The sequence below is a fragment of the Shinella sp. GW835-FHT14H05 genome, assembly GCF_058793575.1.
In genome coordinates, this window is record NZ_JBXAFY010000015.1 from 1 (window position 1) to 26,166 (window position 26,166).

The 26,166-nt window shown below is 58.8% G+C and carries 31 protein-coding genes and 4 pseudogenes; 13 read left to right on the top strand and 22 right to left on the bottom strand.

The window, feature by feature from the left end:
* A pseudogene (locus AC1Q6Z_RS28770) lies at window positions 1–92 on the bottom strand (damage-inducible mutagenesis protein); the annotation flags it as partial.
* Between the two features lie 210 nt (window positions 93–302).
* On the opposite strand from AC1Q6Z_RS28770, the gene AC1Q6Z_RS28775 reads away from it, so the two are divergent.
* The 6 genes from AC1Q6Z_RS28775 (at window position 303) to AC1Q6Z_RS28800 (ending at window position 6,547) form a co-directional block, all read left to right on the top strand.
* On the top strand, window positions 303–833 hold the full coding sequence (locus AC1Q6Z_RS28775) for a lipocalin family protein (protein ID WP_439619132.1): 531 nt from the start codon (window positions 303–305) through the stop codon (window positions 831–833).
* A gap of 365 nt (window positions 834–1,198) precedes the next feature.
* A complete protein-coding gene (gene ytfQ, locus AC1Q6Z_RS28780) occupies window positions 1,199–2,161 on the top strand; it encodes a galactofuranose ABC transporter, galactofuranose-binding protein YtfQ (RefSeq protein WP_439619129.1) in 963 nt (320 codons plus the stop codon).
* Between the two features lie 79 nt (window positions 2,162–2,240).
* A complete protein-coding gene (gene ytfR, locus AC1Q6Z_RS28785) occupies window positions 2,241–3,761 on the top strand; it encodes a galactofuranose ABC transporter, ATP-binding protein YtfR (protein WP_439619128.1) in 1,521 nt (506 codons plus the stop codon).
* The gene (locus tag AC1Q6Z_RS28790; protein ID WP_439619127.1) at window positions 3,758–4,783 is read left to right on the top strand and encodes an ABC transporter permease; all 1,026 of its coding nucleotides are present in this window, start codon (window positions 3,758–3,760) and stop codon (window positions 4,781–4,783) included. The genes ytfR and AC1Q6Z_RS28790 overlap by 4 nt, the downstream gene beginning before the upstream one ends.
* Window positions 4,780–5,748, top strand: a complete 969-nt coding sequence (gene yjfF, locus AC1Q6Z_RS28795; protein ID WP_439619126.1) for a galactofuranose ABC transporter, permease protein YjfF — start codon at window positions 4,780–4,782, stop codon at window positions 5,746–5,748. The genes AC1Q6Z_RS28790 and yjfF overlap by 4 nt, the downstream gene beginning before the upstream one ends.
* Before the next feature lie 76 nt (window positions 5,749–5,824).
* Entirely contained in the window at window positions 5,825–6,547 is a 723-nt protein-coding gene (locus AC1Q6Z_RS28800; RefSeq protein ID WP_439619131.1) for a FadR/GntR family transcriptional regulator, read from the top strand.
* A gap of 51 nt (window positions 6,548–6,598) precedes the next feature.
* On the opposite strand, the gene AC1Q6Z_RS28805 is transcribed toward AC1Q6Z_RS28800, so the two are convergent.
* From AC1Q6Z_RS28805 to AC1Q6Z_RS28870, 14 genes and pseudogenes are all read right to left on the bottom strand, one after another.
* Window positions 6,599–6,844, bottom strand: coding sequence for a hypothetical protein (locus AC1Q6Z_RS28805; protein ID WP_492649968.1), 246 nt, complete (start codon window positions 6,842–6,844; stop codon window positions 6,599–6,601).
* A pseudogene (locus AC1Q6Z_RS28810) lies at window positions 6,817–7,054 on the bottom strand (type II toxin-antitoxin system RelE/ParE family toxin). Before AC1Q6Z_RS28810 ends, AC1Q6Z_RS28805 begins: the two are co-directional and overlap by 28 nt.
* Window positions 7,055–7,095: 41 nt before the next feature.
* A complete protein-coding gene (locus AC1Q6Z_RS28815; RefSeq protein ID WP_492649969.1) occupies window positions 7,096–7,404 on the bottom strand; it encodes a type II toxin-antitoxin system RelB/DinJ family antitoxin in 309 nt (102 codons plus the stop codon).
* A 160-nt stretch (window positions 7,405–7,564) separates the two neighbouring features.
* Window positions 7,565–7,879: a LysR substrate-binding domain-containing protein gene (locus tag AC1Q6Z_RS28820; protein WP_492649970.1), complete on the bottom strand. Its 315-nt coding sequence runs from the start codon at window positions 7,877–7,879 to the stop codon at window positions 7,565–7,567.
* Window positions 7,797–7,988, bottom strand: coding sequence for a hypothetical protein (locus tag AC1Q6Z_RS28825; protein ID WP_492650074.1), 192 nt, complete (start codon window positions 7,986–7,988; stop codon window positions 7,797–7,799). The genes AC1Q6Z_RS28820 and AC1Q6Z_RS28825 overlap by 83 nt, the downstream gene beginning before the upstream one ends.
* A 336-nt stretch (window positions 7,989–8,324) precedes the next feature.
* Entirely contained in the window at window positions 8,325–8,600 is a 276-nt protein-coding gene (locus AC1Q6Z_RS28830; RefSeq protein ID WP_093003340.1) for a hypothetical protein, read from the bottom strand.
* A 90-nt stretch (window positions 8,601–8,690) separates the two neighbouring features.
* On the bottom strand, window positions 8,691–9,071 hold the full coding sequence (locus AC1Q6Z_RS28835) for a DUF6481 family protein (RefSeq protein ID WP_492649971.1): 381 nt from the start codon (window positions 9,069–9,071) through the stop codon (window positions 8,691–8,693).
* Between the two features lie 31 nt (window positions 9,072–9,102).
* Window positions 9,103–9,327: a hypothetical protein gene (locus tag AC1Q6Z_RS28840; RefSeq protein ID WP_492649972.1), complete on the bottom strand. Its 225-nt coding sequence runs from the start codon at window positions 9,325–9,327 to the stop codon at window positions 9,103–9,105.
* 122 nt (window positions 9,328–9,449) lie between these two features.
* On the bottom strand, window positions 9,450–9,659 hold the full coding sequence (locus tag AC1Q6Z_RS28845; protein ID WP_037135461.1) for a cold-shock protein: 210 nt from the start codon (window positions 9,657–9,659) through the stop codon (window positions 9,450–9,452).
* 356 nt (window positions 9,660–10,015) lie between these two features.
* Window positions 10,016–10,294, bottom strand: a complete 279-nt coding sequence (locus tag AC1Q6Z_RS28850) for a hypothetical protein (protein WP_492649973.1) — start codon at window positions 10,292–10,294, stop codon at window positions 10,016–10,018.
* A 9-nt stretch (window positions 10,295–10,303) separates the two neighbouring features.
* Entirely contained in the window at window positions 10,304–10,603 is a 300-nt protein-coding gene (locus AC1Q6Z_RS28855; protein ID WP_492649974.1) for a DUF982 domain-containing protein, read from the bottom strand.
* 78 nt (window positions 10,604–10,681) lie between these two features.
* Complete coding sequence (locus tag AC1Q6Z_RS28860) at window positions 10,682–11,152, bottom strand: Hsp20 family protein (RefSeq protein WP_492649975.1); 471 nt, start codon at window positions 11,150–11,152, stop codon at window positions 10,682–10,684.
* A 241-nt stretch (window positions 11,153–11,393) separates the two neighbouring features.
* The gene (locus tag AC1Q6Z_RS28865; protein ID WP_492649976.1) at window positions 11,394–11,684 is read right to left on the bottom strand and encodes a hypothetical protein; all 291 of its coding nucleotides are present in this window, start codon (window positions 11,682–11,684) and stop codon (window positions 11,394–11,396) included.
* Between the two features lie 93 nt (window positions 11,685–11,777).
* On the bottom strand, window positions 11,778–12,050 hold the full coding sequence (locus AC1Q6Z_RS28870; protein ID WP_112821152.1) for an usg protein: 273 nt from the start codon (window positions 12,048–12,050) through the stop codon (window positions 11,778–11,780).
* Window positions 12,051–12,326: 276 nt separating this feature from the next.
* Here AC1Q6Z_RS28870 and groES point away from each other — a divergent pair, with 276 nt between their 5' ends.
* Both groES and groL read left to right on the top strand, forming a co-directional pair.
* Window positions 12,327–12,641 carry a co-chaperone GroES gene (gene groES, locus AC1Q6Z_RS28875; RefSeq protein WP_492650067.1) on the top strand — a complete coding sequence of 105 codons (315 nt, stop codon included), beginning with the start codon at window positions 12,327–12,329 and terminating at the stop codon, window positions 12,639–12,641.
* A 52-nt stretch (window positions 12,642–12,693) separates the two neighbouring features.
* Entirely contained in the window at window positions 12,694–14,322 is a 1,629-nt protein-coding gene (groL, locus tag AC1Q6Z_RS28880) for a chaperonin GroEL (protein ID WP_492649977.1), read from the top strand.
* A 347-nt stretch (window positions 14,323–14,669) separates the two neighbouring features.
* On the opposite strand, the gene AC1Q6Z_RS28885 is transcribed toward groL, so the two are convergent.
* On the bottom strand, window positions 14,670–14,972 hold the full coding sequence (locus AC1Q6Z_RS28885) for an EamA family transporter (RefSeq protein WP_492649978.1): 303 nt from the start codon (window positions 14,970–14,972) through the stop codon (window positions 14,670–14,672).
* Between the two features lie 418 nt (window positions 14,973–15,390).
* On the opposite strand from AC1Q6Z_RS28885, the gene AC1Q6Z_RS28890 reads away from it, so the two are divergent.
* The 3 genes and pseudogenes from AC1Q6Z_RS28890 to AC1Q6Z_RS28900 form a co-directional block, all read left to right on the top strand.
* Window positions 15,391–16,419 carry an IS110 family RNA-guided transposase gene (locus tag AC1Q6Z_RS28890; RefSeq protein ID WP_492649979.1) on the top strand — a complete coding sequence of 343 codons (1,029 nt, stop codon included), beginning with the start codon at window positions 15,391–15,393 and terminating at the stop codon, window positions 16,417–16,419.
* Between the two features lie 327 nt (window positions 16,420–16,746).
* Window positions 16,747–17,444 (top strand): annotated as a pseudogene (locus tag AC1Q6Z_RS28895) (transposase); the annotation flags it as partial.
* Window positions 17,445–17,624 (top strand): annotated as a pseudogene (locus tag AC1Q6Z_RS28900) (arsenical resistance protein ArsH); the annotation flags it as partial.
* Here AC1Q6Z_RS28900 and arsK read toward each other — a convergent pair.
* From arsK to AC1Q6Z_RS28920, 4 genes are all read right to left on the bottom strand, one after another.
* Window positions 17,616–18,860, bottom strand: a complete 1,245-nt coding sequence (arsK, locus tag AC1Q6Z_RS28905; protein WP_492650068.1) for an arsenite efflux MFS transporter ArsK — start codon at window positions 18,858–18,860, stop codon at window positions 17,616–17,618. The pseudogene AC1Q6Z_RS28900 and the gene arsK sit on opposite strands and share 9 nt — an antisense overlap.
* Entirely contained in the window at window positions 18,826–19,191 is a 366-nt protein-coding gene (locus tag AC1Q6Z_RS28910; RefSeq protein WP_492649980.1) for an ArsR/SmtB family transcription factor, read from the bottom strand. Before AC1Q6Z_RS28910 ends, arsK begins: the two co-directional genes overlap by 35 nt.
* Window positions 19,192–19,436: 245 nt before the next feature.
* The gene (locus AC1Q6Z_RS28915; protein WP_256120302.1) at window positions 19,437–19,805 is read right to left on the bottom strand and encodes a response regulator; all 369 of its coding nucleotides are present in this window, start codon (window positions 19,803–19,805) and stop codon (window positions 19,437–19,439) included.
* A gap of 30 nt (window positions 19,806–19,835) precedes the next feature.
* Window positions 19,836–21,275, bottom strand: a complete 1,440-nt coding sequence (locus tag AC1Q6Z_RS28920) for a DUF7125 family protein (RefSeq protein ID WP_492649981.1) — start codon at window positions 21,273–21,275, stop codon at window positions 19,836–19,838.
* A 280-nt stretch (window positions 21,276–21,555) separates the two neighbouring features.
* Here AC1Q6Z_RS28920 and AC1Q6Z_RS28925 point away from each other — a divergent pair, with 280 nt between their 5' ends.
* Together AC1Q6Z_RS28925 and AC1Q6Z_RS28930 are read left to right on the top strand one after the other, a co-directional pair.
* The gene (locus AC1Q6Z_RS28925) at window positions 21,556–23,577 is read left to right on the top strand and encodes a hybrid sensor histidine kinase/response regulator (RefSeq protein ID WP_492649982.1); all 2,022 of its coding nucleotides are present in this window, start codon (window positions 21,556–21,558) and stop codon (window positions 23,575–23,577) included.
* Between the two features lie 9 nt (window positions 23,578–23,586).
* Window positions 23,587–24,264: an SDR family NAD(P)-dependent oxidoreductase gene (locus AC1Q6Z_RS28930; RefSeq protein ID WP_492649983.1), complete on the top strand. Its 678-nt coding sequence runs from the start codon at window positions 23,587–23,589 to the stop codon at window positions 24,262–24,264.
* A gap of 19 nt (window positions 24,265–24,283) precedes the next feature.
* On the opposite strand, the gene AC1Q6Z_RS28935 is transcribed toward AC1Q6Z_RS28930, so the two are convergent.
* Window positions 24,284–24,754 carry a response regulator gene (locus AC1Q6Z_RS28935; RefSeq protein WP_492649984.1) on the bottom strand — a complete coding sequence of 157 codons (471 nt, stop codon included), beginning with the start codon at window positions 24,752–24,754 and terminating at the stop codon, window positions 24,284–24,286.
* Complete coding sequence (locus AC1Q6Z_RS28940; protein WP_256120308.1) at window positions 24,751–25,878, bottom strand: PAS domain-containing protein; 1,128 nt, start codon at window positions 25,876–25,878, stop codon at window positions 24,751–24,753. Before AC1Q6Z_RS28940 ends, AC1Q6Z_RS28935 begins: the two co-directional genes overlap by 4 nt.
* Between the last annotated feature and the right edge of the window lie 288 nt (window positions 25,879–26,166).

Here is a 26,166-nt window from a genome sequence, read left to right on the forward strand (position 1 = left end):
CGGCGAGATGCCACCATTGGCAGGCGCACAAGCTCGGCAACCATCACCGCCACGCCTCCGAACCGCAGTATCTCTTCCGCGCTGCCGAGGACGCCAACCGCATGCGGCAGCACTCTTCGCGATACCTCAAATTTTTGAAAGGCAGGCTTTTTGGGACGGTGCGACTGAACCGGTGCGCAAAAATTCTCGTAATGGACGCTGTTGAACGAATGCGCTTATGCGCACGATCGACAAGAAAGACCGCATCCTTCTGCCGCCAACGTGGGAGCCTGCATTTGCGTACAATTGCTTTGGAAACGACCATGCCATTAAAAGTTCGCTTCTTAGTTATTCTGGCCTTGGCGGCCAGCCTGACTGCGGGAGTCGCTGCCAGTGCTAGTGCCTCCCCAAAAGTGGTCAAGGTTGGGCTTGACCACTATCGCGGCACGTGGCTCGAAATCGCGCGGACGCCCATGTTCTTGACCGACGGTTGCGTCGCAGGGTATTCGACCTACCGGAAGGGTAGGGCCCCCGACGAAGTCCTGGTCGAAGACGGTTGCCGCGTCGATACCCCAAAAGGCCGCTTGAAGACTGTCACCGGTAGCGGAAAAATAGAAGATTTCGGGACAACAAACGCCAAGATGCGTGTCCGTTATCCGCTGCTGATCAAATTCAACTACTGGGTCCTCTACAAGTCCCCGGACAATTCTTGGTTCATTAGCGCTAGTCCGTCGATGAAGGAACTTTGGATCTACTCTCGAGCCGTTCCTTCGAAAAAGAGGCTAGAGCGGATGGTGCGAAAGGCGAGCGAGCTCGGCTATGATGTTAGAAAGCTCGAGTTCCCGGCTCAATGACTTTTTAAAGCTTGCCGGTTGAACGGCGATCACTTGATTGGCGATGTCTTGGCCGTCCCTTGCGACAGTTCCATCGTGGGGAGCTAACGCTCAACCGAGAACCCGCTGCTCAGCACATCTAGCGTTGCGTCGTTATCGGATTGCTCGCGTATGCCCGCGTGTAAGTTTGCGGACATCCGCGTTGCTAGGCGTCACGATCGACGCATCGCTTGAAGGCGGCGTTGTCACTTCATTACAAAACTTGCTCCGTCACCCATGGTAACTGAGCCTTTCGAGGATTGATCGAACTTTGATGGTTTACAATAGTAATACAATATGATGTTTTAAGGATGCTGCCGAGCGGTAGCTTTCTTTGGGAGGAAATCATGAAAATCAAAATCGCACTCGCGAGTGCAACGATCCTTGCTGCCTCGATGTTCGGCCCCGCATCCGCTGCCGAACTTACCGTCGGTTTTTCGCAGATCGGCTCAGAATCAGGCTGGCGCGCCGCGGAAACTACGCTCACAAAGCAGCAGGCAGAGCAGCGCGGCATAGACCTGAAATTCGCCGATGCGCAGCAGAAGCAGGAAAACCAGATCAAGGCTCTGCGTTCCTTCATTGCCCAAGACGTCGATGCCATCCTCGTGGCGCCCGTCGTGGCAACCGGCTGGGATGAGGTGTTGCAGGAAGCCAAGGATGCGGAAATCCCGGTCATTCTGCTCGACCGCACGGTCGATGCGTCCGACGACCTCTACATGACCGCCGTCACCTCCGACCTCGTGCATGAGGGCAAGGTTGCCGGCCAGTGGCTGGTGGACACGGTTGCCGGAAAACCCTGCAATGTCGTTGAGCTCCAGGGCACGACCGGCTCCTCGCCGGCGATCGACCGCAAGAAGGGTTTTGAGGAAGCGCTGGCCGGTAAAGACAACTTGAAGATTGTCCGCAGCCAGACCGGCGATTTCACACGCACGAAGGGCAAGGAAGTCATGGAAAGCTTCCTGAAGGCGGAAAACGGCGGCAAGAACATCTGCGCGCTCTATGCCCATAATGACGACATGGCCGTCGGCGCCATCCAGGCGATCAAGGAAGCTGGCCTGAAACCGGGCACGGATATCCTCGTCGTCTCGATCGATGCCGTGCCGGATATCTTCCAGGCTATGGCTGCCGGCGAGGCAAACGCCACCGTCGAACTGACGCCGAACATGGCAGGCCCCGCCTTCGACGCGCTCGATGCCTTCCTTAAGGACGGTAAGGCGCCGCCGAAGTGGATCCAGACCGAATCGAAGCTCTACACTCAGGCCGATGATCCGGCGAAGGTGTACGAGGCGAAGAAGGGCCTCGGCTACTGATCTCTCCCCAGCGCGCCCCACGTCCAGCTCCTAACTTGGCGTGGAGCGCGCGCGAAAAATTTCATGCGGGGTCGGGATCATGCAGCCGGTCAGTTCCTATGTTCTTTCGGCGACGGGGATCGACAAGATCTTCCCGGGCGCCAAGGCGCTCAGCCGGGTAGATTTTTCGCTCCGGCACGGCGAAGTGCACGCGTTGCTCGGCGAAAACGGCGCGGGAAAATCGACGCTCGTCAAATGCCTGACGGGTGCCTACCGCCGGGATGGCGGGCGCATTCTCGTCGATGGCGCGGATGTCGATCCGCAGAGCACGCTGGAAGCCCAGGCGCTGGGCATCGGCACGGTCTACCAGGAGGTGAACCTGTTGGCGAACCTGACGGTCGCCGAGAACCTCTTCCTAGGCCGCCAGCCGAAGCGGTTTGGCCTCGTCAGCCCGCGCGAGATGAACCGGCGGGCGCGGACGCTGCTTGCCGAATACGAACTCGAAATCGATGTCACCGCTGAGCTTGCCGCCTATTCTGTCGCCGTGCAGCAGGTGGTGGCAATTGCGCGTGCGGTCGATCTCTCCGGCAAGGTGCTGATCCTCGACGAGCCGACGGCGAGCCTTGATGCGCATGAGGTCACGATGCTGTTCGGCATCGTCCGGCGGCTGAAGGCGCGGGGCCTCGGCATCGTTTTCATCACGCATTTCCTCGAACAGGTCTATGAGATATCAGACCGCATCACCGTGCTGCGCAATGGCCAGCTCGTCGGCACGCGCGAAACGGCGGCGCTGCCGCGTCGGGAGCTGATCGCCATGATGCTCGGCCGCGAGCTGGTGCAGGAAGTCGCCGCCGGACACGGACCGAAAGGCGAGGACGGCGCGGTGCGCTTCCGTTTCCGCGATTTCGGCCGCAAGGGCCATATCCAGTCGTTCGATCTCGACGTGCGCACGGGCGAGGTCGTCGGTATCGCCGGCCTGCTCGGCTCGGGGCGCACCGAGACGGCGGAAATAATGTTCGGCGCCGAGCGTGCCGACAGCGGCACGGCGGAGGCCGACGGCCGCGCACTCGACCTTTCATCGCCGCGCGCCGCCATCCGCGAAAAATTTGGCTTCTGCCCGGAGGATCGTAAGGTGGACGGCATCGTCGGCGATCTGTCCGTGCGCGAAAACATTGCGCTCGCCTTGCAGGCCCGACGCGGCTGGGCGCGGCCGATCAGCCGTGGCGAGCAGGATCGCCTCGCCGACCAATACATCAAGGCACTCGATATCCGCACGAGCGACCGTGAAAAGCCGATCAAGCTGCTCTCCGGCGGCAACCAGCAGAAGGCGATCCTCGCCCGCTGGCTCGCCACCAATCCGGACTTTCTGATCCTCGATGAGCCGACGCGCGGCATCGATGTCGGCGCGCATGCGGAAATCATCCGCCTCATCGAATCCCTGTGCGAAAAAGGCATGTCGCTGATCGTGATTTCCTCCGAACTCGAAGAACTCGTCGCCTATTCGAGTCGTGTCATCGTGTTGCGCGACCGGGCGCATGTCGCGGAACTGACCGGCGAGCGCGTCACCACGCATGGCATCGTCGAAGCGATCGCCGCTTCCGCCGGGAAGGTGGACGCATGAGCGCGACACTGAAAACCTATGCCATTCGCCTCTTCCCGCAGGTCGCAGCCCTCGCCGTCATTCTCGTTATGGTGTCGATCGCCTTTCCCGGCTTCTTCCGGCTCGAAATGCAGAACGGCCGGCTGTACGGCAGCGTGATCGACATCCTCAACCGCGGCGCGCCGGTGGCGCTGCTGGCGATCGGCATGACGGTGGTCATCGCCACCAAGGGTATCGACCTGTCTGTGGGCGCCGTCATGGCGATCTGCGGCGCGGTCGCCGCCGCCTGCATCACATCCGGCCATTCGCTTGCTATCACGCTTCTCATCACGCTCGGCACCGGCATTCTCTGCGGCCTGTGGAACGGCATCCTCGTCGCGGTGCTCGATATCCAGCCGATCATCGCCACGCTGGTGCTGATGGTCGCCGGCCGCGGCATCGCGCAATTGATCACCGAGGGCGCTATCCTCACCTTCAACGATGCGGGCTTGATCTTCCTCGGCAGCGGCTCGTTCTTCGGTCTGCCCATGCCGGTCGTCATCTGGCTCGTCTTCGGCTTGCTGGTGGCGCTCCTCGTGCGCCGTACCGCGCTCGGCATGCTGATCGAAGCGCTCGGCATCAACCGCCGCGCCGCCATGCTGTCGGGCGTATCGACGGGCGTGCTGCTGATCGCGGCCTATGTGCTCTCCGGCCTCTGCGCTGCCATTGCCGGCATCATTGCGGCGGCCGATATCCGCGGCGCGGATGCCAACAATGCCGGCCTCTGGCTGGAGCTCGATGCGATCCTTGCTGTCGTCGTCGGCGGCACCTCGCTGCTCGGCGGGCGCTTTTCCATCGCGGCCTCGCTGTTGGGAGCGCTTATCATCCAGTCGATCAACACCGGCATCCTTCTGTCCGGCTTCCCGCCGGAGTTCAATCTAATCATCAAGGCGGCGATCATCGTGCTGATTCTGGTTATCCAGTCGCCGCGCGCGCAGTCGGCCTTCGTCTTCCTGTCGCGTCCACGAGCGGTGGCGGAGAAGACGGAGCAGGAGGCGAAATGAACCCGCGCTACCTTCCGCTCGTCGCCACCGTCGCGATCTTCCTGATCGCCTATGCTGTCTGCTTCGCCCAATACCCGAACATGCTGTCGACGCGGGTGATCGGCAATCTTTTGACGGACAATGCCTTTCTGGGCATCGCCGCCGTCGGCATGACATTCGTCATCCTATCCGGCGGTATCGACCTGTCGATCGGCGCCGTCATCGCCTTTACCGGCGTCTTCCTCGCGGTGCTGCTCGAACAGACGGCGATCCATCCGCTCGTCGCCTTTGCCCTGGCGCTCACGCTGACGACGGCCTTTGGCGCGCTGATGGGCGCGATCGTGCACCACCTCGAAATGCCGCCCTTCATCGTCACGCTCGCTGGCATGTTTCTGGCGCGCGGCATGGCCTTCGTCTTGTCGATCGACTCGATCCCGATCAAGCACCCCTTCTATGCGACGCTGAAGAGCTTCTACTACAAGCTGCCCGGCGGCGGGCGCATCACGCTGATCGGCGGCCTGATGCTTCTCATCTTCGCGGCAGGCATCCTGATCGCCCACCGCACCCGCTTCGGCGCCAATGTCTATGCGCTTGGCGGCGGGGCGGCGACGGCGCGGCTGATGGGCGTGCCGATCGGCCGCACGACGATCCTGATTTATTCGCTGTCCGGCTTTCTGGGCGGCCTGTCCGGCATCGTCTTCTCGCTCTACACCTCCGCCGGCTATTCGTTGGCGACGGTCGGCGTCGAACTCGATGCCATTGCTGCCGTAGTCATCGGCGGCACGCTGCTTACGGGCGGCTCCGGTTTCGTGGCGGGCACGCTGGTCGGCATCTTCATCCAGGGCCTCATCCAGACCTACATCACCTTCGACGGATCGCTCTCGAGCTGGTGGACGAAAATCCTAATCGGCCTGCTGCTCTTCGCCTTCATCCTGCTCCAGAAGGGCCTGATCCAGCTCACGGCGCGGCGGAGGCGATATGCCTGACGGATGCGCCTTCGCAACGACGTTTCAGCGCTTAGGAGAGGGCGGAGCTGTGCGCAAAAAGGGCCTGCTCGAAACGATGGTAAGCGGAGCGGTGGCACATACCAGCCACTTGCAGGTCGTCACGGAACTCGGCAAAGCCATCGTTTCCGGCGAGTTTCCTGTCGGAGCCACGCTGCCCCGCGATGTCGAGCTTGTAACCCGCTTCGGGGTGTCGCGCACCGTGCTGCGCGAGGCAATGAAGACGCTTGCGGCCAAGGGGCTCATTGTGCCGCGTGCCCGCATCGGCACGCGCGTGACCTCCAAAGACCAGTGGAACCTCTTCGACGGCGACATCCTAACGTGGCATTTCGCCGCTGGCGTGGATGAGAACTTCCTCTTGCATCTCAGTGATATTCGCGGCGGTTTCGAGCCACATGCCGCAGCACTGGCCGCCCGTGAGGCCAGCGAAGCAGAAATTAACCAGATGATGCACCTTGCAGTAGCCATGGGCGATCCGGATCATACCCCGGAAACGCTGGCGCTCGCCGATCTGCGCTTCCACCTTGCCGTCATGGAGGCTTCGCATAATCCATTCATGCGCACCGTAGGAAACCTTATCGAGGCGGCACTTGCCGGGGTGTTCAAGCTGAGTTCACCGGCCGGCGACCGGAGAAAGATTGGCGACGTCGCGGCCAATCACATGCGGATCGTTGAAGAAATCCGACGCCGCGACGAGATGGGCGCTCGGCAAGCGATGGAGAACGTTATCAGTGTCGGCCGGAGGCGCATTCTTTCGAGAAAGGGTGATCGAGGGGATTGAAGGCTGTCAAATTCTAACTCGCTCGATTGGCGCAACCTGCCATAGATACCATCACGAGACGGCCGCGCCCGTGCCATAGCCGGCTTCCAAGGCAAGAGTGGTTGTCGCCATCCAAAGCGATGCGACATTGGTGGGGTTGTCATAGCGGTTGGCTTTCAGAAGGATACTGACCCATTTTTTTGACCCAAAGACACAAGACACAGAATTCACGTTCGCATTTGCTTCAGCCATAGGGGATACGAACTGCCGCCCCGCTGATGGGAGTCGAATCACCCGCCTGGCAATGAGTCCGGCCATTCCTGCGCACCATGTAGGACGCGAAAAATACGGATCGTTGTCTCGGCAACGGTATATGCCACGATATAAGGCGTGCCGTTGATCACAAGCTCGCGCGTCCCGGCAATCCTACCAACGCGCCCGCTCGCGGGAAAATCGATCAGGCGACGAGTGGCGCTCGTCGATCAAGATGGCGGCTGAAGGATTGACTTCCTCAGAATATGTGAAAATGCCGTCGCGATCCGATAATGCAAACGCAGACTAGGTGAGCTTCACGATCTGGATGCAACGGATTTGCGACGGGCCGCTGCTCGACGTTGCGCAAAATGCGAATCGACTTCTTCATCGGACACATCTGGTCGAGTATCGCTCAACGCTTCGAGCACCCTCGCGCGAAACCAAGCATCATGCGCTTCACTTCTCGAAAGAAGCTCAAGTGGCAGCGCACCCTCGTTGGCTGTACGGGTTAGCAAAATACGGACCGCATCAGATACCGTAAGTCCCATGCTCTCAAGCACGGCGGAGGCACGGTCCCGAACGTCGGAATCAATGCGTGTTGGGACAAGAGCGTTTGCAGCCATAGCGATCTCCCACATCTAAGGATATAGTAATGCAATTGCATGACGAACTCCAGAGTGGAACTCAAACCATTTTCGCGCCGCCATGTGCTAATTAAGTTCTTGAACCGTATCGAACCACCGACCTGTTGTTGCTGAAGGACAGGACGTCCGGCATTCTCGGTCACACGCTTTGCGCGGTAACGATCGATCCTGCGAAGCCGGCGAAAGCGCGCGCTTTCGCGCTTGCCAGCCTGCCGGTCGGGAAGACCGCCCAGAGATCGATCCGTGGAAGTTCCCAGTCTTCAAGGACGCGCCGCACCGTACCGTCTGCCAGTTCCGGCGCAAACATCCAGTCGGACGCGACCGCGAGGCCCATATGTGACAGGACAGCGGTGCGGATGCCTTCCGCAGCGCTAAACCGCGCCCGGCCCGAAAACAGTGACCGAAGCCTGTGTTCCCTCACGGGTGCTCGACGCGCCGACGAGTTCGCCGCCACGGCTTTTGATTGCGGAGATGGTAATCGAGATCGGCACCTTCCGGCCGTCTCGATAGCGGCGCGTCGTCTGGAAGGGTTCGATCCGCTCGCTCATCTTCAGCCGGAGCAAGATGTCGCCTGTTCATCCCGTGTGTCATCGGGAATGATCAGATCGATCGACTTTCAGGCCGCCTCGGTTTCCGCATAGCCGAACATGCGTTCGGCCGCCTTATTTCAGCTACAATCGTGCCGGAAAGATGCTTATTGATGATCGCGTCGAAGGAAGACTAGACGATAGCTGCGAGCCGTTCTGCGCTGTGCTCTTCCACGTAAGACCGCTTGTATTGCTACGGATTCGATAGTTTGATTTAGGCGGACGCCTGACAGGTCAACCTCGCGGACCATAAGAATTTCAATCAAAACATCGTACTCACCCAAAGACTGGTTGCCGATGACAGTTCGTCACTTAGGCGCGGTCGAAGGTAAAGGAGGTGAGCAGCGTGGTCACGAAATTGCTCGCTCGTTCCTTGACGAGCACCTCGGTCCATTCGGTGGTTCCCCGAAGCCGGAGATCAGTATGGATGCTGTCGACCGCGGCCTCTTCGATGCGCGCGATCTGCTCCTTGAAATGTTCCTCTCCGCCGGCGCGGTACATGTCGCGAATGACCATGCGCAGGATTTCCTGGATTGCGATTTGCCAAGCTGTGTCTATTGCCTGAAGTTCGTTCGTATCAGCTGCCATGGGCGGCTCCTGAGGAATGAGTAAGTTCGGGCATGACCAGGTCATGCCTGATTTTACGGACCCATCCAGCCGAGGGTGGGTGCGTGAACGTCAAGCCTGCCGAGCCTTGCGGGCGGCATAACGTCTGTCGGGTTCAACCTTGCGAGCGGCCTCATCTTGAACGACCCGTGATATCCGGGCATTCTCCGCCGCCTGTCGGGCCTCGATCTCGGTCGCAGCTGCTGCCTCGATGGCCGCCTGTTCCTGAGCCGCAAGGATCTCGAGCCGGTTACGCTCCTCATGCTTCAGTCGATCCCGTTCCGCACGGCGCGCCTCGCGCGCTTCAAAAAGGGAGATGCGCTCGGCCTGTCTGGTGGCCTGTGACGGCTCAGTCGCCGTCTTTGCAGCTCGGTAGGCTGTGAGAAGAGCTGTCATTGCGTCCGCAGCAGCGGAGCGTCGGTCGGTAAGTTCGTTGTTTCTGGCGTGTCTCAAATTTTTATCCTAATATTCGTATTTGGGATGATCAGCCGGCCTTGGATCGTTTGGCACGCAGGGCAGATGTTGCAGACATCCGGTCGGCTTGCTCCTTGGCGAGGCGAGCTTCGCGCAGCCTGAACGTCTTGACATCGCGCGCCTGGGCCACGGAATCGAGCTCTTCCGCCGCATTATACTTGGCGAAAAATTCGGTCTGGAGATTGCCGAAGGCGGTCTCTGCCCGCTGGCGGGATTTACTATAAGTCTCTGTCATTGAATGTCCTGGATCTTGGCTGTGAGGCCAACGAAAAAGGCCAGGCGAAGTGCCTGGCCTTAAACTGATAATTGCTTCCGGCGATGCCAGTACATCCGTGGTCAAAGGGAAGCAGATACCGATTAAGCGTTCTGCAGATTGCAGGCCGACATCTTGCCCGACTTGTTGTCGCGCTCGAGTTCAAAGCCAATCTTCTGGCCTTCGACCAGCTCGCGCATTCCGGCGCGCTCGACAGCGGAAATATGAACGAAGGCGTCAGCGCCGCCGTTGTCAGGCTGGATAAAGCCGAAGCCCTTGGTGGAATTGAACCATTTTACTGTGCCAGTGGTCATGATGAACCCTTTCAAGCATAGAGTGAGGGACCGCGAAGCAAGCGCCACGCAGCAGTAAACCGACTATTTTTGAAAGAGAAGTTCGCTTAGAGCGCGGTGCCAATCGCGCGGTAGACAAAGCTCGGCAAGCAAAAGATCGATGACGCACCATTATGCGAATTGTAACGTTCCGTCAACGATTAGTTTTTTGACAGCCCTCGACTGCGCGCAAGTGTTGAACGCCAGCGCCGAAATAAACGGTAACGGCCAATTGTGCCGAATTCATCGAGCGCTGAATAAACCACCACCAGGAAGAACGGTCGCGGGTCGCTCGAAATTCGGACGCGTCCGCGACCTGGAACACCCGTGGGGCCCCTCTACGAATGATGCAGCCCGTCCAGTTCTTTGAGCGCAGACTGAATCTCGTCGATTAAGACAGGCTCATTCATCCCTGGCAATTGTCGAAAAGCCGGCTTTGAATCGACCGCATAGAAGTCGGATGCCCACGCAGCAAGGATGGCGCGCTTGTCATCGACCGAGAGAGATGGGGTTCTCACGACATCGATCGGCCGCCGGAGTTGCATGCCTGGCATCAATACGGCAGGGCCCATGGTGACTGCACAGTCGATCGCCTGCTGCAAGATGGCGTTTTCCATGGCATGGCCTCATTGCACGTGGGGATCGCGGTCGCGCCGCATGCGAGAGGCAGCAATCGCTGACGTTTCGGGAGCCAGCAGATCATGCTTCGCCGCAAATGCTGCGAACAGGCCGCGTGCCGTCTCTGCTTCGATTTCCCCGTGAAGCGCCGCCCGACACGCTTTCAGGGCAACCGAATGCGCCGCGTCTTTGAACGATACCGGCCATTCGACCAGGTGTCGGTATGCATCTAGCACGCCACGAACCTCCGCAGGGAAGCCCAAGCCGACAAGAATGGTGAAAGGTTGTCTGAACATATCGGGTTTCATCGCTCTCTCCTTTCCAACCCGGAATGTTGACGGGCGCCACCGCAATGGCGCCCCTGACCTACTGGATGAACTTAACGATCAAGCCGCCTTATGTGCTTCGATCTGAGCCGGAGCGGCCGAAGTTAGAGCAGGCGTGCTCTGGATCGAAATCTTCCTGGGCTTCAGGGCTTCCGGGATTTCACGAACAAGATCGATGGACAGGAGACCATTGCTCAGATCCGCGCCGTTCACCCGCACATGGTCGGCAAGCTCGAACCGATGCTCGAACGGGCGCCCAGCGATCCCGCGATGCAGGTAGGCGTCGGCAGAGGCCTCCTGCTTCTTGGCGGTGACAGTCAGCAGGTTGGACTGGAAAGTGATTTCGAGGTCGTCCTGGGTGAAGCCCGCCACCGCAATCGAGATTCGGTAGCCGTCATCGCCTGTCTTGACGATGTCATAGGGCGGCCAGTCGCTGATCGAGCGGGCGCGCTGGGCGTTTTCGAGAAGATTGAAGACCCGATCGAAGCCAACGCTCGAACGGAAAAGCGGTGCGTAGTCAGATGTTGCCATAGCCATATCCTCCTTGAAGCAACATGGGTACAGAAGCGCGGAAAGACGGCGCTCCCAGCAAGGCCAGCTCTATGTTCAGCAGCTGGCGGCGGACGATTTGGTTTTTGAGAATTCTGAATTCAAGATCCGCGGCGCGAAAAATTTTGCCTCAAGTAGGCTCAGCTGATTTCGATGTTTTCGCTCTCGCCGCCGAATTCCCCGGCCTCGACGAAGGCCCGAGACCACGTCTGCCTCATCATCCTTAGTGAACAGACCGACTGATAACCCGATGAGGATACGCAGCCTTGAATTGCGCCATCATCGCGCTAGCCTGCTGGAGCACACTTTCTGTCTTTTCAGGATTATCGCGAGCAAGCTCGTCGGCATTGACCCGCATTGCTTCCGCCATGCTGGCCGACATCATGGCAAAGCGACCTTCGCCGTGAACCAGTGCGCCCTGCGACGCTGCGCCAAGCCATCGGGCGAAATCGACGATGATCTCTTCGCGTTCATCGATACCAGCGCTCTTGATGATGTTGATATTCTCTTCCATAAAGGTGTCACTCCATACGCAATCGGCGCTGACACCGAGGTCAACGCCTCGGCGGTCGATCAGCTAGGAAGCGGAAAAATCAAATTCAAGAGTTCATTGAAGCTTGAACTCGCCCTCGACACGGCGCCATTCGTTCGGTCCAATCAGGCGCTGGTGTGTATAGCGGACAGAGTGGAGAGGCCCGTCGAGGCTGTCGCGCCAAAAGTCCAAGAATTTGCGCATCTCGGGGAAGTCGGGAGCGAGGTCGTAATCTTGCCAGACGTAGGTTTGAAGGACAGATTCGTAATCGGGAATGCGATAGAGGATATGCGCGGTGGTGAGACCGTAACCGTTGAGTTGACGCTCCAGATCCGACGAGAATTGCATGCTTCATCTCCTTTCATGACACTGCCAAAGGTGGCGTAACATCATGCATCCATCAACGGTTTTCGTAAATCTTCAAGGGAGGTTATTGTTCCTTTCCAGCATGTTAGCAGCCAGCGACATCGAGTGCTGATTTTTTCTCGCGAGTCTCTTGAAATCAAAAAATCTCGAAAATAAATTTTGCCTGCGAACGCTCTACGAGGTTCTCACCCGCCCGGACTGGTCATCCGGTCCGGCCTGGGTCTTCAACGTCATCATTTTTGCTCAACGGAGGAAAACATGTCGTTCCGACCGCTTCATGATCGCATTCTTGTCCGCCGGGTCGAATCCGAGGAAAAGACCAAGGGCGGGATCATCATCCCTGATACTGCCAAGGAAAAGCCGCAGGAAGGCGAAGTTGTCGCCGTCGGCCCTGGTGCACGCAACGAGGCCGGCCAGACCCAGGCGCTCGACGTCAAGGCTGGCGACCGGATCCTGTTCGGCAAATGGTCTGGCACCGAAATCAAGATCAACGGCGAAGACCTCCTGATAATGAAGGAAAGCGACGTCCTGGGCACTATCGAAGCTCAGGCCGAGCAGAAGCAAGCCGCGTAATCACACATTACCGCCCATCAGTCAAGAAACTGCCTATTGAAGGAGTGAACAAATGGCTGCGAAAGAAGTCAAATTTAACACAGATGCCCGTGAACGCATGCTGCGTGGGGTCGATGTTCTCGCCAATGCGGTGAAGGTCACGCTCGGCCCAAAAGGCCGAAATGTCGTCATCGACAAGTCGTTCGGCGCGCCACGCATCACCAAGGACGGCGTTTCCGTCGCCAAAGAGATCGAACTGGAAGACAAGTTCGAAAACATGGGCGCGCAGATGCTGCGCGAAGTCGCATCGAAGACCAATGATCTCGCCGGCGACGGTACCACCACGGCAACTGTGCTCGCCCAGGCCATTGTTAAGGAAGGCGCCAAGGCGGTTGCATCGGGAATGAACCCGATGGACCTCAAGCGCGGCATCGATATTGCCGTCGACGCTGTCGTCAAAGAATTGAAGACCAACGCCCGCAAGATCACCAGCAATTCCGAAATTGCCCAGGTCGGCACCATCTCGGCCAATGGCGACGAGGAGATCGGCAAGTATCTGGCCGAAGCGATGGAGAAGGTCGGCAATGAGGGTGTGATCACCGTCGAGGAAGCCAAGACTGCCGAGACCGAGCTGGAAGTCGTCGAAGGGATGCAGTTCGACCGCGGTTATCTGTCGCCCTACTTCGTGACCAATCAGGACAAGATGAGGGTCGAGCTCGAAGAGCCTTATATCCTCATCTATGAAAAGAAGCTCTCCAACCTTCAGTCTTTGCTGCCGGTGCTGGAAGCCGTGGTGAAGTCCGGTAGGCCTCTGCTCATCATCGCGGAAGATGTCGAAGGCGAGGCGCTCGCAACGCTGGTCGTCAATAAGCTACGCGGCGGCCTGAAGATCGCTGCTGTCAAGGCTCCGGGCTTCGGCGACCGCCGCAAGGCCATGCTGGAAGACATTGCGATCCTGACGGGCGGCACCGTCATCTCGGAAGACCTTGGCATCAAGCTCGAAAACGTGACACTCAACATGCTCGGCCGTGCCAAGAAGGTGGCGATCGAGAAGGAGAATACGACGATCATCGATGGCGTCGGTTCCAAGTCCGAGATCGACGGACGTGTGGCCCAGATCCGCGCGCAGATCGAGGAGACCACCTCCGACTATGACCGCGAAAAGCTGCAGGAACGTCTCGCCAAACTCGCGGGCGGTGTCGCCGTCATCCGCGTCGGCGGCTCGACCGAAGTCGAGGTCAAGGAGAAGAAGGACCGCGTCGATGACGCACTGCATGCGACCCGTGCTGCCGTTGAGGAAGGCATCCTCCCGGGCGGCGGTGTTGCACTGCTTCGCGCCGTGAAGGCACTCAACGGTCTGCCGACTGCCAACGACGATCAGCGGGTCGGTATCGATATCGTCCGCCGGGCGATCGAGGCACCTGTGCGTCAGATCGCTGAGAATGCCGGCGCCGAAGGCTCGATTATCGTTGGCAAGCTTCGAGAAAAGTCCGATCTGTCGTTCGGATGGAACGCGCAGACCGGCGAGTACGGCGATCTCTACGCGCAGGGTGTGATCGACCCGGCCAAGGTCGTCCGCACCGCTCTCCAGGATGCGGCCTCGGTTGCCGGCCTCCTGGTGACGACGGAAGCGATGATCGCCGAAAAGCCGAAGAAGGACGCCGCCCCCGCCCTCCCCGCTGGCCCGAGCATGGACTTTTAAATAAGCTGTGGCCTGCCCCATTCGTGGGGTGGGCCATCTTGGGGAGATAAAAAGTGCCAGCAACGATCTCGAAAGAAGATGCGCGCTTTTGTGCGAGTGTGGTCAAGGAGGTCGCGCGCGCTCAAGGCGTCGCGCGGGATCCAGCTGCGATCGGCAGGCTGACCGCAGCGGTCGCGAGACTCTATAATAGGGGCACGCACGATCGTGACGAGCTTTTACAAGCGGCTATGCGGTCGGTTCGCCTTGAATTAAACACGCTGCCTCCGTCTGATGATCAGCCGGTGTAGGCAGCGCGGTGTACCCCGTGCGCGACAGTAGTTCCAGTTCTTCTGCGGCAGTGGACCCAATCACGCCTCACCTCTAGCAGTGTATTTACGGTGCCTTGGTGCATCCGCCATAGCGAAATTGGCGCCGCTGAGCATCACTATGATGCCAATGATGTCTAGCAGCTTAACCTCCTCGGCGAACAACATCGCTCCAAGCGCCACGGCGATGACAGGCGAGACAAACGCATAGCTGCCTGCCCTTGAAGCTCCGACATCTCTTAGGAGGCGCATGTAGGTGGTGTAACCAATAGGCGAGCCGAAGACGACAAGGAAAAGCCAGCTTATCCAGGCGATAGATCCCCAATGCCCTGAAAGCGCCGTCATAGCACCGGTCTCAAATATCACCGCCACGACGACAAGGCCCAGTCCCCCACGAAGGTCGTGATCCCTGCAATCAATAATGCTGGATAAGCACGAAGAAGCGGGGGGGGCCAGGACCGATCCGTAGCCGTAGGTGAATGCGGCCGACGCCACCCCCATGTCACCTACCAAGCTTGCGCCGGGAAAGGCCTCCGGCTTAGGCAATGCAGCAACTGTCGTGGATGGCCAGAATAGGACGATTAGGCCGGCGACCCCCAACCCTATCGCGATGATGCGCCTCACACCTAAAGCCTTTTCACGCAGCAACAGGGCAAAGTGTTGATTGCCACTGAGAACTGATGGAGTGGATGCCCCCTACCGACGGCATTGCAATGTGCCAGAGTGATGTTCGCCAGAACGTCACTTAGAGGAGAGAGCATCCATGAAGGAAGTTAGCATCGTCGGCCTGGACCTTGCAAAGCGGGTGTTTCAGGTTCATGCCGCCGGAAGCGGTGGCGGTGTGGTCTTGCGCAGGAAACTGTCTCGCGGCCAAGTGGTGACCTTTTTTTCGGAACTGCCCAAATGCACGGTCGCGATGGAAGCTTGTGCCACAGCGCACTACTGGGCGCGCGAGATCGGCAAACTTGGCCACGATGTTCGCTTGATCCCGCCGGCTTACGTTAAGCCGTTTGTCAAACGGCAGAAGAATGATGCGGCCGACGCAGAAGCGATCGTTGAAGCAGCGACCCGGCCGTCGATGCGGTTCGTCGTTCCGAAGACTGAATCCCAGCAGGCCTGCTCCATGCTCTTCCGGACGCGGGACCTCTTCGTTCGTCAGCGAACACAGCTTATCAATGCCCTTCGCGCACATCTGGCCGAGCATGGTGTTATTGCACCTCAAGGCGTTGCGAACCTGGCCCTGTTGGCGGAGATTATTGAAGATCACGAGGCCGGCCTCGAACTTATCGTTGTAGAGACCGGGCGACTGTATCTGGACCAAATCGACGCGCTGTCCTCTCGGATCGCATCGCTGGAAAAGGCCCTCAGATCGGAAGCGAAGCGTTCGCAGAGCACCGCTCGCCTCATGTCCATGCCCGGCATGGGACCAATTACCGCCATGGCAGTTGAGGCCTTCGCGCCCACGATGGCTACTTTCCGCAGGGGGCGAGACTTTGCGGCCTGGCTCGGCTTGGTGCCAAAGCAGCATTCGAGTGGAGGAAAGCAGGTTCTAGGCCGAACATCGAAGATGGGACAACGCGACATCCGCCGGCTTCTCATCATTGGCGCGATGACCGTCATTCGATGGGCATGCCGGAAGGCTCCACCCGAGAACTCGTGGCTGGCACGAATGCTGGCGCGCAAACCTCGCATGCTCGTCGCGATCGCCCTCGCCAACAAAATGGCTCGATCCATCTGGGCAATGATGACCAGGAACGAAGATTACAAGGATTCCGCTCTGGCTGCAGCGTAAGATGGCTGAGCTGAAGTCAGGACAGATCGTCGGCGTGTGAGGAGGTCAGCGAACGGTAAGGACGAAGATCGGTGAGAGTGGGTCTGGGAATGCATCCGGGTCAGTGAGCCACGAGCTCGTAGAGCTGATTTTGCACCAGGTCCGCGTAGCTCCATACCGGCCAGCGGTCGTATTCGGGCCGCACAACAGGCCTGATACATGACCGCACCCGATCACACGTTCAAAGCCGCTCGACGAACTGCTTGCATGAACGGGGGCATCCATACGTGACCCGGCGTGGCCTGATAGGGGATGCGGACTAAAACTTGGACCACCAGGAGGTAGTTCATGTATTCCCACGCTGACAGAATTCGCGCGGTCGAGCTGTATTTCAAGCTCGGCAAGCGGGTTAACGCGACGATCCGCCAATTGGGGTATCCGACCAAGAATGCGATGAGGAACTGGTATCGCGAATACCAGCAGCATCAAGACCTGCGCGTTCGTTGTGCGGCACGCGCGCCGAAGTTTTCCGAGGCCCAGAAGCAGGCGGCGCTTGAGCACCACCGCACCCACGGTCGCTGTATCTCTGCGACGATGAGGGCGCTGGGTCATCCAGGTCGGGGGACTTTGACAGCATGGGTTCGAGAGGTGTCTCCTGAGGCGAGGACTTCGATGGTCGGTCGATCCTGGCTTCCGGGTTACCCTGAAGCGTTGAAGCAGGTCGCTGTGCTCGATCTTTGCAGTGGAGAGGAAAGTGCCCAGCAGGTAGCCGACCGGATAGGCGTATGCCGGCCGACGTTGTACGCTTGGAAGAATGAGTTACTCGGTCATGAGGCTGCCTCATCGATGAAACGCCGCAAAACCTCTGCGCCAGCACCTGAGCGTGAAGAGCTCGAGCGACAGCTTGAGGCCCTCCAGCGCGATGTCCGACAATTGCAGCTCGAGCATGATCTGCTGAAGAAGGCCAATGAACTGCCAAAAAAGGTCCGGGCGTCGATCTGCAACTCCTGAGTAATCGGGAGAAGACACAGCTGGTTGACGCCCTCGACGCTGACGGCCGGATGAAGCCCTCGCCCTACTACGACCGGGTCGTGGACGTCTGCGAAGAACTGGTGAAGTTCACCATCCTCACGCGCGATGCTTCGGCCTATCTCACCGACCGCTATAGCGAGCGCAAGGAACAGGCGGCCGAACTTGAGAAGCGCGTGGCGTTGCGGTCAATTTGACGGGCTCGGGCTGGCGACGAGGGTCCGCTTCGTCGCCATCGCCACCGAGACAAAGGCAGCTATGCCTATAAAACCGAGAGCCGCGCTCAAGATGAGCGACGCGCCTATGCCGAACTGCTCCATCGTCGCCGCGAAGGCGAAGGGGGCTGCTGCGCCTGCAGCCAGTCTTGAGGCGGCCATCTTACCGGTCAGCGCGCCGTATCCGTCGGAGCCGAACAGGTAGAGGGGCAAGCTGCCCTGGGCGATGCTGTTGATGCCCGATCCGAGGCCAAGGCAGATCGAGAAGGCAACGGCACCGGGAAGCCAATTGCCGGACAGCGCCAGGATGACGACACTCAGGACCATGAGAGTTGCGGAGACCACCGCAAGGCCCGGCGGTGCGAGCCGCGTGCCGAAGATCATGTTGATCAGGCGGCTAAGAACCTGGGCCGGGCCAAACAGCGAGCCGATGACGACGGCGGCGCTTCCGAAGCCGAGCGCTCCGAGCATCGGCACCATATGCGCCAGCATCGCGCCAAGGGTGAAGCTGATCAGCGAGAATGCAGCCGACACGACGACCACCGCGCCGCGCCGACGCTCGCGCGGAATGGCCCCGATGACAGGATCGCGCATCGGTCTTTGCCCACCGGCCGCGGCCACCTTGCCTTTCCGCATGATCCAGGCGTGGAACGGCATGCAGACGAGAAGGTTGAGACCGGCATAGACGAGGTAGATTTCTCGCCAGGACAGATAGCCAAGCAGCGCCGTGGCGATCGGCCAGAAGATCGTCGAAGCAAATCCCGCGATCAGCGTGAGATAAGTGATACTCCGCGATGCTGACCGGGGATCGGCCTCGACCAGCGCCGCGAAGGCAGCCTGATACTGGACCATGCCGGACGATATCTCCAACAGGACGATGGCCAGCGCGAAGACGGCCACTGATGGCGACCAGGCGCAGAGGATCAAGGTCAGCGCGGACAATGCCGAGCCGATCGCCATAACCGTCGCGGCGCCCATGCGATCCATCTGCCGGCCGATGTAGGGCGCTGATAGACCGCCAACGAAGAGCGAGGCGGAGAAGACGGCAAAGACCTGCGCGACGGTGATGCCAAGATCCGCCGCCATGCCGGGCGCCAGGATGCTGAAGCTGTAATAGAGCGTGCCGTAACCAATGATCTGGGTAAGGCCGAGCGCGGCGACGATACCGACAGGTACATTCCGATCACGCAACGGCGTCGCCCTCGCTCTGGGCAGCATCCGGCTTGCAGCAGCCATCGGATCGCTGCACATCGCGGACCATTGAATGACCGGCGCAGCAATCCTCCATGAGGAATTTCACAAGATCGGCCAGGGCATCGTAGCTGGCGCTATAGACGATGGAGCGCGATTCCCGCCGCTGCGCGATCAGGCCCGACCGTTCCAGCTCCTTCAGATGGAAGGACACGTTCGAGCGCGAGACGCCCATGCGCTCAGCGATCAGGCCGGCGGCAAGTCCGTCAGGTCCGGCGACGACAAGCGTTCGGACGATGGCGAGGCGGGTTTCTTGCGACAGGGCCGCGAATGACGTGAGGGCTTGACGCTCGTCCATATTTCAATAATCATTGAATCATTGAATAACAGCAGTAGCGCACATGAACGCGATCGGCAAGCGAGTTTCCAGCGATACTACGTGTGGCGCGCTTCTCTGCCTGCTTGCGTCCGCCGCTGATTTTTTTCTACGAAGAGCAGCCCATGACGGGCATCTATTATGGCATCGATTTCAAGGTGGGTGCGTTTACGCGCAGAGCGTTGTTGTGCCAGCATCGCGTGCGTCTGCAAGATCTGATATCTGCCTCATGAGCGCCCGTCAGAGAGAAGCTCTTCGATGATGGTAAGCATGGTACCAAGTTGGTACGGCTTGTCTAGAACGGCGTCGAAAAGTCCAGGATGTGCACGGCCGATAGATGCCTGCGCCCCGCTTACTAGAACGATCGGCAGTTCCTTCTTGTCTGCATTGTCGCGGACGGCTTGAGCAAGCTCAAGTCCGGTCATCGCAGGCATCATATAGTCGGTGACGATGAGATCCACACTCTTCGAACGAATCATCTCAAGTGCTGCCAGCCCGTTCGGCGCCGCCAAAGCTTCGTGCCCAGCATCTTCCAAGAACGACACCAGCATGTCGGCCAGCAGGAATTCATCCTCGGCGACTACGATCACCGCCATGTTTCGTCTCGGCTCGAGTGTCTCACAGGGTCATTGCTCCAAAGGTTGGGCGATACCTGTCGCCGCGCCTGCCACCGGTTGGAGCGGTAACGCAACCTTGACCCCCTGGTTCCCAATCGCAATTTCATGGATTATCGGCTCAAATTCGCCGTCTCTGACCTTGAGAACGGATATGACGCGCTTCAGTCGAGACTCCAGCTCCACGTGGCGCAGCATGATGAGATTATCGACAACGCTGGAAATCTCGGGTCCCGGAGCTGCGACTGTCGGGCCGAAAATGTCCCGCAACTCCCACGTTGCAACGGTTGTCGTGCCCAAAGCGCGAAGTTGGTTTGTTAAAGCAGCAAAAAATTCCACCAGCCGCGGCCGATAAACTGCGGCTCTTTCGAAGCCGCCCAGCCCATCTATAAACAGGCGTTTTACGTTGTTTCGGGTCACGCGCTGCAAGAGATCATGGGCCAGTTTGTCGAGGATATTTTCCGTCAGCGGGTGCCAGGCGAAATCGAGATGGCCCGATGTGTGCTTTTCCTCGAGGTCGATGTCAAACGCGCGGGCTTTCGCAAACAGTCTGGCCGGTGTCTCGTAGAAACCAAAGTGCAGGGCATGCTCTTCTTCGCTCGCCTGCTGCAAGAAGTTTATGCCGAACGACGTTTTCCCACTTCCCGAGGGGCCAAACAACAACGTCACAGAGCCACTTGGAACACCGCCCCCCAGCAGGCGGTCGAGCCCTCGAATACCTGACGGTACGCGCGCATTGTGGAAGACCTTGTCCTCCAATCCGCTCCCTATCGATTCCAGCCTCGGCCAGACCGAGATGCCGGTTGCAGCAATCTCAAACTGGTGAAAGCCTCCCAGCGCTGCGCTGCCACGCGACTTCTTGACCTGCAACCGCCGGACCGAGCGCACGCCGGCCAGTTCGTCATGCAGTTCGATGACGCCATCAACCATCGTATGTTCCGGGCTTTCTTCCTTAACCCGGGCACTCGTCAGAAAAAGCACGGTACATCCGACAAATGCGGCTTGGCTTTGCACCTCCGCTACGAAGGTTTTGACGTCGAGATCTGAATGGGAGGTATCCCGGGCGTTCAACAATCCATCGAATATGAGAAGCGACGCATTATGACGCTGCGTTTCCTTCCGCAGAAGCTTCACGACGGCGCTCAGTCCATCGTCTCTCAGCGTCTGAAACACGCTCATATAAGTGATGTCACGCCCGAGCCGCGCGCGATCAAAGAAATCGAATGTGCTTAGTGATTGGAACAGCCGGTCATGAGTCTCGGCCAGCAGCGTTACATAAAGGACCTTGCGATCCTTCAAAATGTTGGAGAACGCAACCTGGTTTGCAAAAATCGTTTTTCCCGCACCAGGCTGACCCTGGATGATATAGGAAGCGCCTTCGATGAAGCCCCCTCCCAAAATATCGTCTAGCCCGGCGATGCCCGATCGAAGTCTTGGAAGAAGCGTGCTCACGTGTGACCCTCATCTAATCGGGTGCACCTTATAAAAGCGGTGTGGATTTGCAAAGCAAAAGACGGCTCTGTGTCCCCTGCATGCAAGGGCAACGGGCGAAACAAGCTTTGGGCTTTCACCGGGTGGATCGGGCCTTGCCCTCTTGCGACGCAGGTTAAATTGACAAAGATTGATCATTGCCTATCAACCGCTTCCAAAATCGCGCGAAGGGAGCATATACCGTCCTTTGACGAGCCAGAGATCCTGCACCATGCATTTTATTAGAACGACAAGTGGGGAAATGAGTGAGCGGATCGCCGGCAACAACTGGGAGGCGACGGATTTCGGCCCGCTTCAAAGCTGGCCGGACGAACTCAAGATGACAATCAACCTCTGCCTTGGCACGACGATGCCCACCGCGATCTATTGGGGAAAGGACTTGCGCCTGCTCTACAATGATGCGTGGGCTCCCATTGCGGGCGAAAAGCATCCGTGGGCGCTGGGGCGTCGGGCACAGGAGGTATGGTCTGACATCTGGGATGTCATTCAACCTCAACTTCATGCCGTGCTCGAAACAGGCATAGGCTTTTCTGTAAAAGATCAGATGCTGCCTATGAGCAGGGGCGGCCGTATCCAACAGACGCATTGGGACTATAGTTTCACGCCTATCCACGACGCAGATGGAGCCGTAGTCGGCATATTCAATCAGGGGAACGAGACGACCGCTCGCTTGTCAGCCGAACGGGCGCTGCGCGCGAGCGAACAAAGGCTGGAATACGCGCTAGGAGCGACCGATACCGTCGGAACATGGGACTGGGACGTTCCGAATGACAGGGTATTTGCAGACGCGCGTTTTGCAAAACTTTACGGTGTGGATCAGGCGCGCGCGGCTGAGGGCGTCTCGATCTTGGAGTTCTTTCTAGGCGTTCATCCAGAAGACTTGCCCCAGCTGCGACGCGCCGTAGAGATTGCGATAAGCGCCGGCACGCTCTTTTCGCAAGAGTACCGGCTTCTTCACGCGGATGGTTCCGTGCGCTGGGTGATTGCGGAAGGCCGACCTGTCCTGACCCCGAATGGCACGCCGCTTCGCTTTCCGGGCATCAGCTTCGATATAACGCAACGAAAGAATGCCGAGACCGCGCTACGCGAAAGCGAGGAACGCTTTCGCGCCATAACGAACTCCATCGATCAAATGATTTGGTCGACCAAACCCAACGGCTTTCATGATTTCTACAACTCAAGATGGTACGAATTCACGGGCGTGCCTTACGGCTCCACTGACGGCGAAGCCTGGAATGATATGTTTCATCCAGATGATCAGGAACGCGCTTGGGCAACCTGGCGTCACTGTCTTGAGACAGGAGAGCCTTACCACATCGAATACCGGCTGAGACATCATAGCGGTCAATACCGCTGGGTTCTCGGGCGCGCCCAAGCGGTTCATGACGACAACGGAACCATCACCCGATGGTACGGCTCGTGCACCGACATTCAGGAGATCGTCGATGCTCGTGAAGTTCTGGCGAAGTCGCGTGGGGATCTTGAGCGAGAGATTGCGGATCGCACAGCCAAGCTGATGGAAACCGAAGCGCATTTGCGCCATGCCCAGAAAATGGAGGCGATAGGACATCTGACGGGTGGTATTGCGCACGACTTCAACAATATGCTGGCGGTGATCCTCGGTGCGATCACCATGCTGGAAAGGCGAGCAGCACGCGGCGAGACGGACCTGACGCGCTACATCGAGGCCGCCATGGACGGCGCCAATCGCGCCGCATCGCTTACCCACCGCCTCCTCGCCTTTTCCCGCAGGCAGTCCCTTGAACCCGTTGTACTCGATGCCAATCGACTGGTGCAGGGCATGAAAGATTTGCTGGAGCACGCTCTGGGGCAGGCGATCGACGTCGAGATCCGCATGCAGACGGGGCTTTGGACGATACGAGCCGATGCCAGCCAGCTCGAAAATGCGCTCTTGAACCTCGCCGTCAATGGAAGAGACGCGATGCCTGACGGCGGGAAGCTCACTATCGAGACGGCAAATGCGAACATCTCGAAAGAATACGCAACGGAAAACGCTATCACAGCCGGTCAATATGTAGTGCTGACCGTCACCGACACCGGCATCGGAATGGACGAAGACACGGTCGCGAGAGCGTTCGATCCGTTCTTCACCACGAAAGATGTAGGCAAAGGCTCAGGTCTCGGCCTCAGCCAGATATTCGGCTTTGTCAGACAGTCGAACGGGCAAGTGAAGATTTTCTCGAGACTGGGCTCTGGAACGACCGTCAAAATCTATCTTCCCCGTCATCACGATCAGAACTAGGCCGCACGCATGAAGGCACTCGTCATCGGTTCGTCCGGGGGAATTGGCAAAGCGCTGACGGAGTGCCTGAGGGCTGACACTCGATTTGACACGGTGGCGACGCTGTCGCGAAGCGCCGATGGCCTCGACATCAGCAACGAGAACTCAGTGTCAGTCTGCGCCCGCCAAATGAAACAGGTGCACCACGCTTTCGACCTGATCATAAATGCGGCGGGCGCGCTCGTCATCGACGGCAGCGTGCCCGAGAAGTCCATCAAGGCGATCAGGGTCGACGCCTTGATGAACCAGTTTCTGGTGAATGCCATAGGTCCTGCACTGCTGCTCAAACATTTCCATGGGCTTTTGCCGCGGAATGCGCGCAGCGTATTCGCATCCCTGTCGGCCCGCGTCGGCTCGATCGATCATAATCGCCTGGGCGGCTGGATCTCGTATCGGGCAGCAAAGGCGGCCCAGAACCAGATCGTCAAGACAGCCTCGCTGGAGATCGCCCGCACGCATCCCGCAGCCATCGTGGTCGCACTTCATCCGGGAACAGTCGCGACGCAATTGTCGCATCCGTTCATAAGCGGCCATCAGGCTACATCGCCGGAAGATGCAGCGGCGAGGCTATTAGCGACCATCGAAAGACTTCAACCGCATCAATCCGGCGGCTTCTTCTCCTATGATGGCCAATCTATTGCTTGGTAGCACGTTGCCACCGCGCCTGTTAGCTTCGACCACCAAGTCCGTATTTGTAGTGAGGATCAGCCTTACACGAGCCCGGCTCCGCCCCAGCGCTTGCATTCGCCAGTACGAGGCTTACAGGCGGCAAACCAGGATCGTCACCCGCTACGATCGCGGACACATAGGCGAGCGCGTTCTTCATCCCATTCATCGTGTAAGGCTTCTCGATCGCGCCGACAGCACCGGCGAAATCCTGGGGGATCTTCTTGATGTTCCCGCTGACAAAGACGTAGGGAATGCGCGCCGCGGCCAATTCTCGTCCGACTTCGATCCCGGTCGGACCGTCCTTCAGATGGATGTCCACGAATGCGAAGTCCGGTCTGGACGCACCGATCTTCTCGCGTGCCTGGCTGCTGCTCATGGCGATGCCCGTCACCTCATGTCCTGCAATCTCCACTTCGCTCTCGAGCTCCATGGCGAGCAGCACTTCGTCTTCAACAATCATGACTTTCAATGCGCATTCTCCTGATCATCGCCGACAAGCAGAACAACGTCGACGATCGTTTTGTTGCCTTCACGCTTTCGCTCAATCTGCGCGCCGAGCTGATGCGCCGACGCCTCCAGCAGCAATCGGCCGAGCTCAGCGTTCTCGATGTCCGGCTCCACAGGCTCCGACGTGTCTTCTATCCTGATCAGGAAATGTCCGTTTAGCCGCCGGACGACGACATGGATGTCGCCGCCGCCGTCGTTTAAGCCGCGGCGCACGGCATCGCCAACCAATTCGTTCACGATCAGGGAAAGCGGCGTGGCCTTCACGGCCGGCACCAGCAGCGGCGAAAGCTCTAGCGAGAGCCGGATATCTTTACGTCCGGTCGCGTCCACGAGGTCCGTCACGAGCTCGCGCACGAATTCGGACATGTCGAATTTTGAGACGTCGTCGAGCGTGAACAATTTTCGCTGGACCGTGCTGAGAGCCTCTATGCGGTTGAGTACGGACATCAGCGTCTGCCTTCGACCAGCGTCCGTCGTGATTCTGGCCTGCATTTTCACGATCGAAGCCATCGTAAGCAGGTTGTTCTTCACCCGGTGGTCAACTTCATGGACGAGCAGCGTACGTGCCTCGAGCGCTGCACGAAGGTTGGCCGTGTGTTGGGCAACCTGGGCTTCCGCCTCATGCCGTGCGGCTGCCAGATCGGCTTCACGGCTTTTGACATTTGTGAAATCGAGCTGCGACGCAAAGAAATAGGCAATCGCACCCGCCTCGTCCCGCACGGGGCTGATGAAGACGGCGTTCCAAAATGTGCTGCCGTCCTTTCGATAGTTGAGAATGTCGACGGCGACGTCCTGACCGACGGCAATCGCAGTACGGATCTTCCCAATCGTAGCCCTGTCCGTCTCCGGCCCCTGCAAAAAGCGGCAATTGCGGCCAATGATCTCATCGTCGCCGTACCCCGTCAGCCTTCTGAACGCCTCGTTGCAGAAGATGATCGGATTGTCGTGTTGATTGGGGTCCGTCACAATCATTGGCATGCGGGTTGCCTTGAAGGCGGCCGCGAAAGGATCCTCGCTGACATGTCCGGCGACAAGACGATTGCCCGCATCCCGGGCGTCGGTTCGTTGCTGATCCTTTTCCTGCATAAAGGCCCCGTCAGTGTTATCGCGCGATAAAAGCCACCACACATGAAATGGTTCCCGTCGCGGGCATTAGATCGGCGAGTGGCATCTACTCCAGGCTGCTACTCGCTGGATCGGGTACGACGAGCGATGGCAGCCGGCATGCAGGCCTGTGGCTATTTCGGAACCTTTTTGCCGCCAAGAGGTTTCCAATGCACTGCAATAAAAGTGCGATGGCACCTCGCTTTTGCGAGACATTCCTTCCTTGGCCTTCTGCCCAGCGAAGGTTAGCCCATCCGAAAAATCTGGTGC

What these genes read in the sequence shown, in the direction of transcription:
- AC1Q6Z_RS28775 (WP_439619132.1), top strand. Translation starts at nt 303, where the DNA reads ATGCCATTAAAAGTTCGCTTCTTAGTTATTCTGGCCTTGGCGGCCAGC.
- ytfQ (WP_439619129.1), top strand. Translation starts at nt 1,199, where the DNA reads ATGAAAATCAAAATCGCACTCGCGAGTGCAACGATCCTTGCTGCCTCG.
- ytfR (WP_439619128.1), top strand. Translation starts at nt 2,241, where the DNA reads ATGCAGCCGGTCAGTTCCTATGTTCTTTCGGCGACGGGGATCGACAAG.
- AC1Q6Z_RS28790 (WP_439619127.1), top strand. Translation starts at nt 3,758, where the DNA reads ATGAGCGCGACACTGAAAACCTATGCCATTCGCCTCTTCCCGCAGGTC.
- yjfF (WP_439619126.1), top strand. Translation starts at nt 4,780, where the DNA reads ATGAACCCGCGCTACCTTCCGCTCGTCGCCACCGTCGCGATCTTCCTG.
- AC1Q6Z_RS28800 (WP_439619131.1), top strand. Translation starts at nt 5,825, where the DNA reads ATGGTAAGCGGAGCGGTGGCACATACCAGCCACTTGCAGGTCGTCACG.
- AC1Q6Z_RS28805 (WP_492649968.1), bottom strand. Translation starts at nt 6,844, where the DNA reads ATGGCCGGACTCATTGCCAGGCGGGTGATTCGACTCCCATCAGCGGGG.
- AC1Q6Z_RS28815 (WP_492649969.1), bottom strand. Translation starts at nt 7,404, where the DNA reads ATGGCTGCAAACGCTCTTGTCCCAACACGCATTGATTCCGACGTTCGG.
- AC1Q6Z_RS28830 (WP_093003340.1), bottom strand. Translation starts at nt 8,600, where the DNA reads ATGGCAGCTGATACGAACGAACTTCAGGCAATAGACACAGCTTGGCAA.
- AC1Q6Z_RS28840 (WP_492649972.1), bottom strand. Translation starts at nt 9,327, where the DNA reads ATGACAGAGACTTATAGTAAATCCCGCCAGCGGGCAGAGACCGCCTTC.
- AC1Q6Z_RS28845 (WP_037135461.1), bottom strand. Translation starts at nt 9,659, where the DNA reads ATGACCACTGGCACAGTAAAATGGTTCAATTCCACCAAGGGCTTCGGC.
- AC1Q6Z_RS28850 (WP_492649973.1), bottom strand. Translation starts at nt 10,294, where the DNA reads ATGGAAAACGCCATCTTGCAGCAGGCGATCGACTGTGCAGTCACCATG.
- AC1Q6Z_RS28855 (WP_492649974.1), bottom strand. Translation starts at nt 10,603, where the DNA reads ATGAAACCCGATATGTTCAGACAACCTTTCACCATTCTTGTCGGCTTG.
- AC1Q6Z_RS28860 (WP_492649975.1), bottom strand. Translation starts at nt 11,152, where the DNA reads ATGGCAACATCTGACTACGCACCGCTTTTCCGTTCGAGCGTTGGCTTC.
- AC1Q6Z_RS28865 (WP_492649976.1), bottom strand. Translation starts at nt 11,684, where the DNA reads ATGGAAGAGAATATCAACATCATCAAGAGCGCTGGTATCGATGAACGC.
- AC1Q6Z_RS28870 (WP_112821152.1), bottom strand. Translation starts at nt 12,050, where the DNA reads ATGCAATTCTCGTCGGATCTGGAGCGTCAACTCAACGGTTACGGTCTC.
- groES (WP_492650067.1), top strand. Translation starts at nt 12,327, where the DNA reads ATGTCGTTCCGACCGCTTCATGATCGCATTCTTGTCCGCCGGGTCGAA.
- groL (WP_492649977.1), top strand. Translation starts at nt 12,694, where the DNA reads ATGGCTGCGAAAGAAGTCAAATTTAACACAGATGCCCGTGAACGCATG.
- AC1Q6Z_RS28885 (WP_492649978.1), bottom strand. Translation starts at nt 14,972, where the DNA reads ATGACGGCGCTTTCAGGGCATTGGGGATCTATCGCCTGGATAAGCTGG.
- AC1Q6Z_RS28890 (WP_492649979.1), top strand. Translation starts at nt 15,391, where the DNA reads ATGAAGGAAGTTAGCATCGTCGGCCTGGACCTTGCAAAGCGGGTGTTT.
- arsK (WP_492650068.1), bottom strand. Translation starts at nt 18,860, where the DNA reads ATGCTGCCCAGAGCGAGGGCGACGCCGTTGCGTGATCGGAATGTACCT.
- AC1Q6Z_RS28910 (WP_492649980.1), bottom strand. Translation starts at nt 19,191, where the DNA reads ATGGACGAGCGTCAAGCCCTCACGTCATTCGCGGCCCTGTCGCAAGAA.
- AC1Q6Z_RS28915 (WP_256120302.1), bottom strand. Translation starts at nt 19,805, where the DNA reads ATGGCGGTGATCGTAGTCGCCGAGGATGAATTCCTGCTGGCCGACATG.
- AC1Q6Z_RS28925 (WP_492649982.1), top strand. Translation starts at nt 21,556, where the DNA reads ATGAGTGAGCGGATCGCCGGCAACAACTGGGAGGCGACGGATTTCGGC.
- AC1Q6Z_RS28930 (WP_492649983.1), top strand. Translation starts at nt 23,587, where the DNA reads ATGAAGGCACTCGTCATCGGTTCGTCCGGGGGAATTGGCAAAGCGCTG.
- AC1Q6Z_RS28940 (WP_256120308.1), bottom strand. Translation starts at nt 25,878, where the DNA reads ATGCAGGAAAAGGATCAGCAACGAACCGACGCCCGGGATGCGGGCAAT.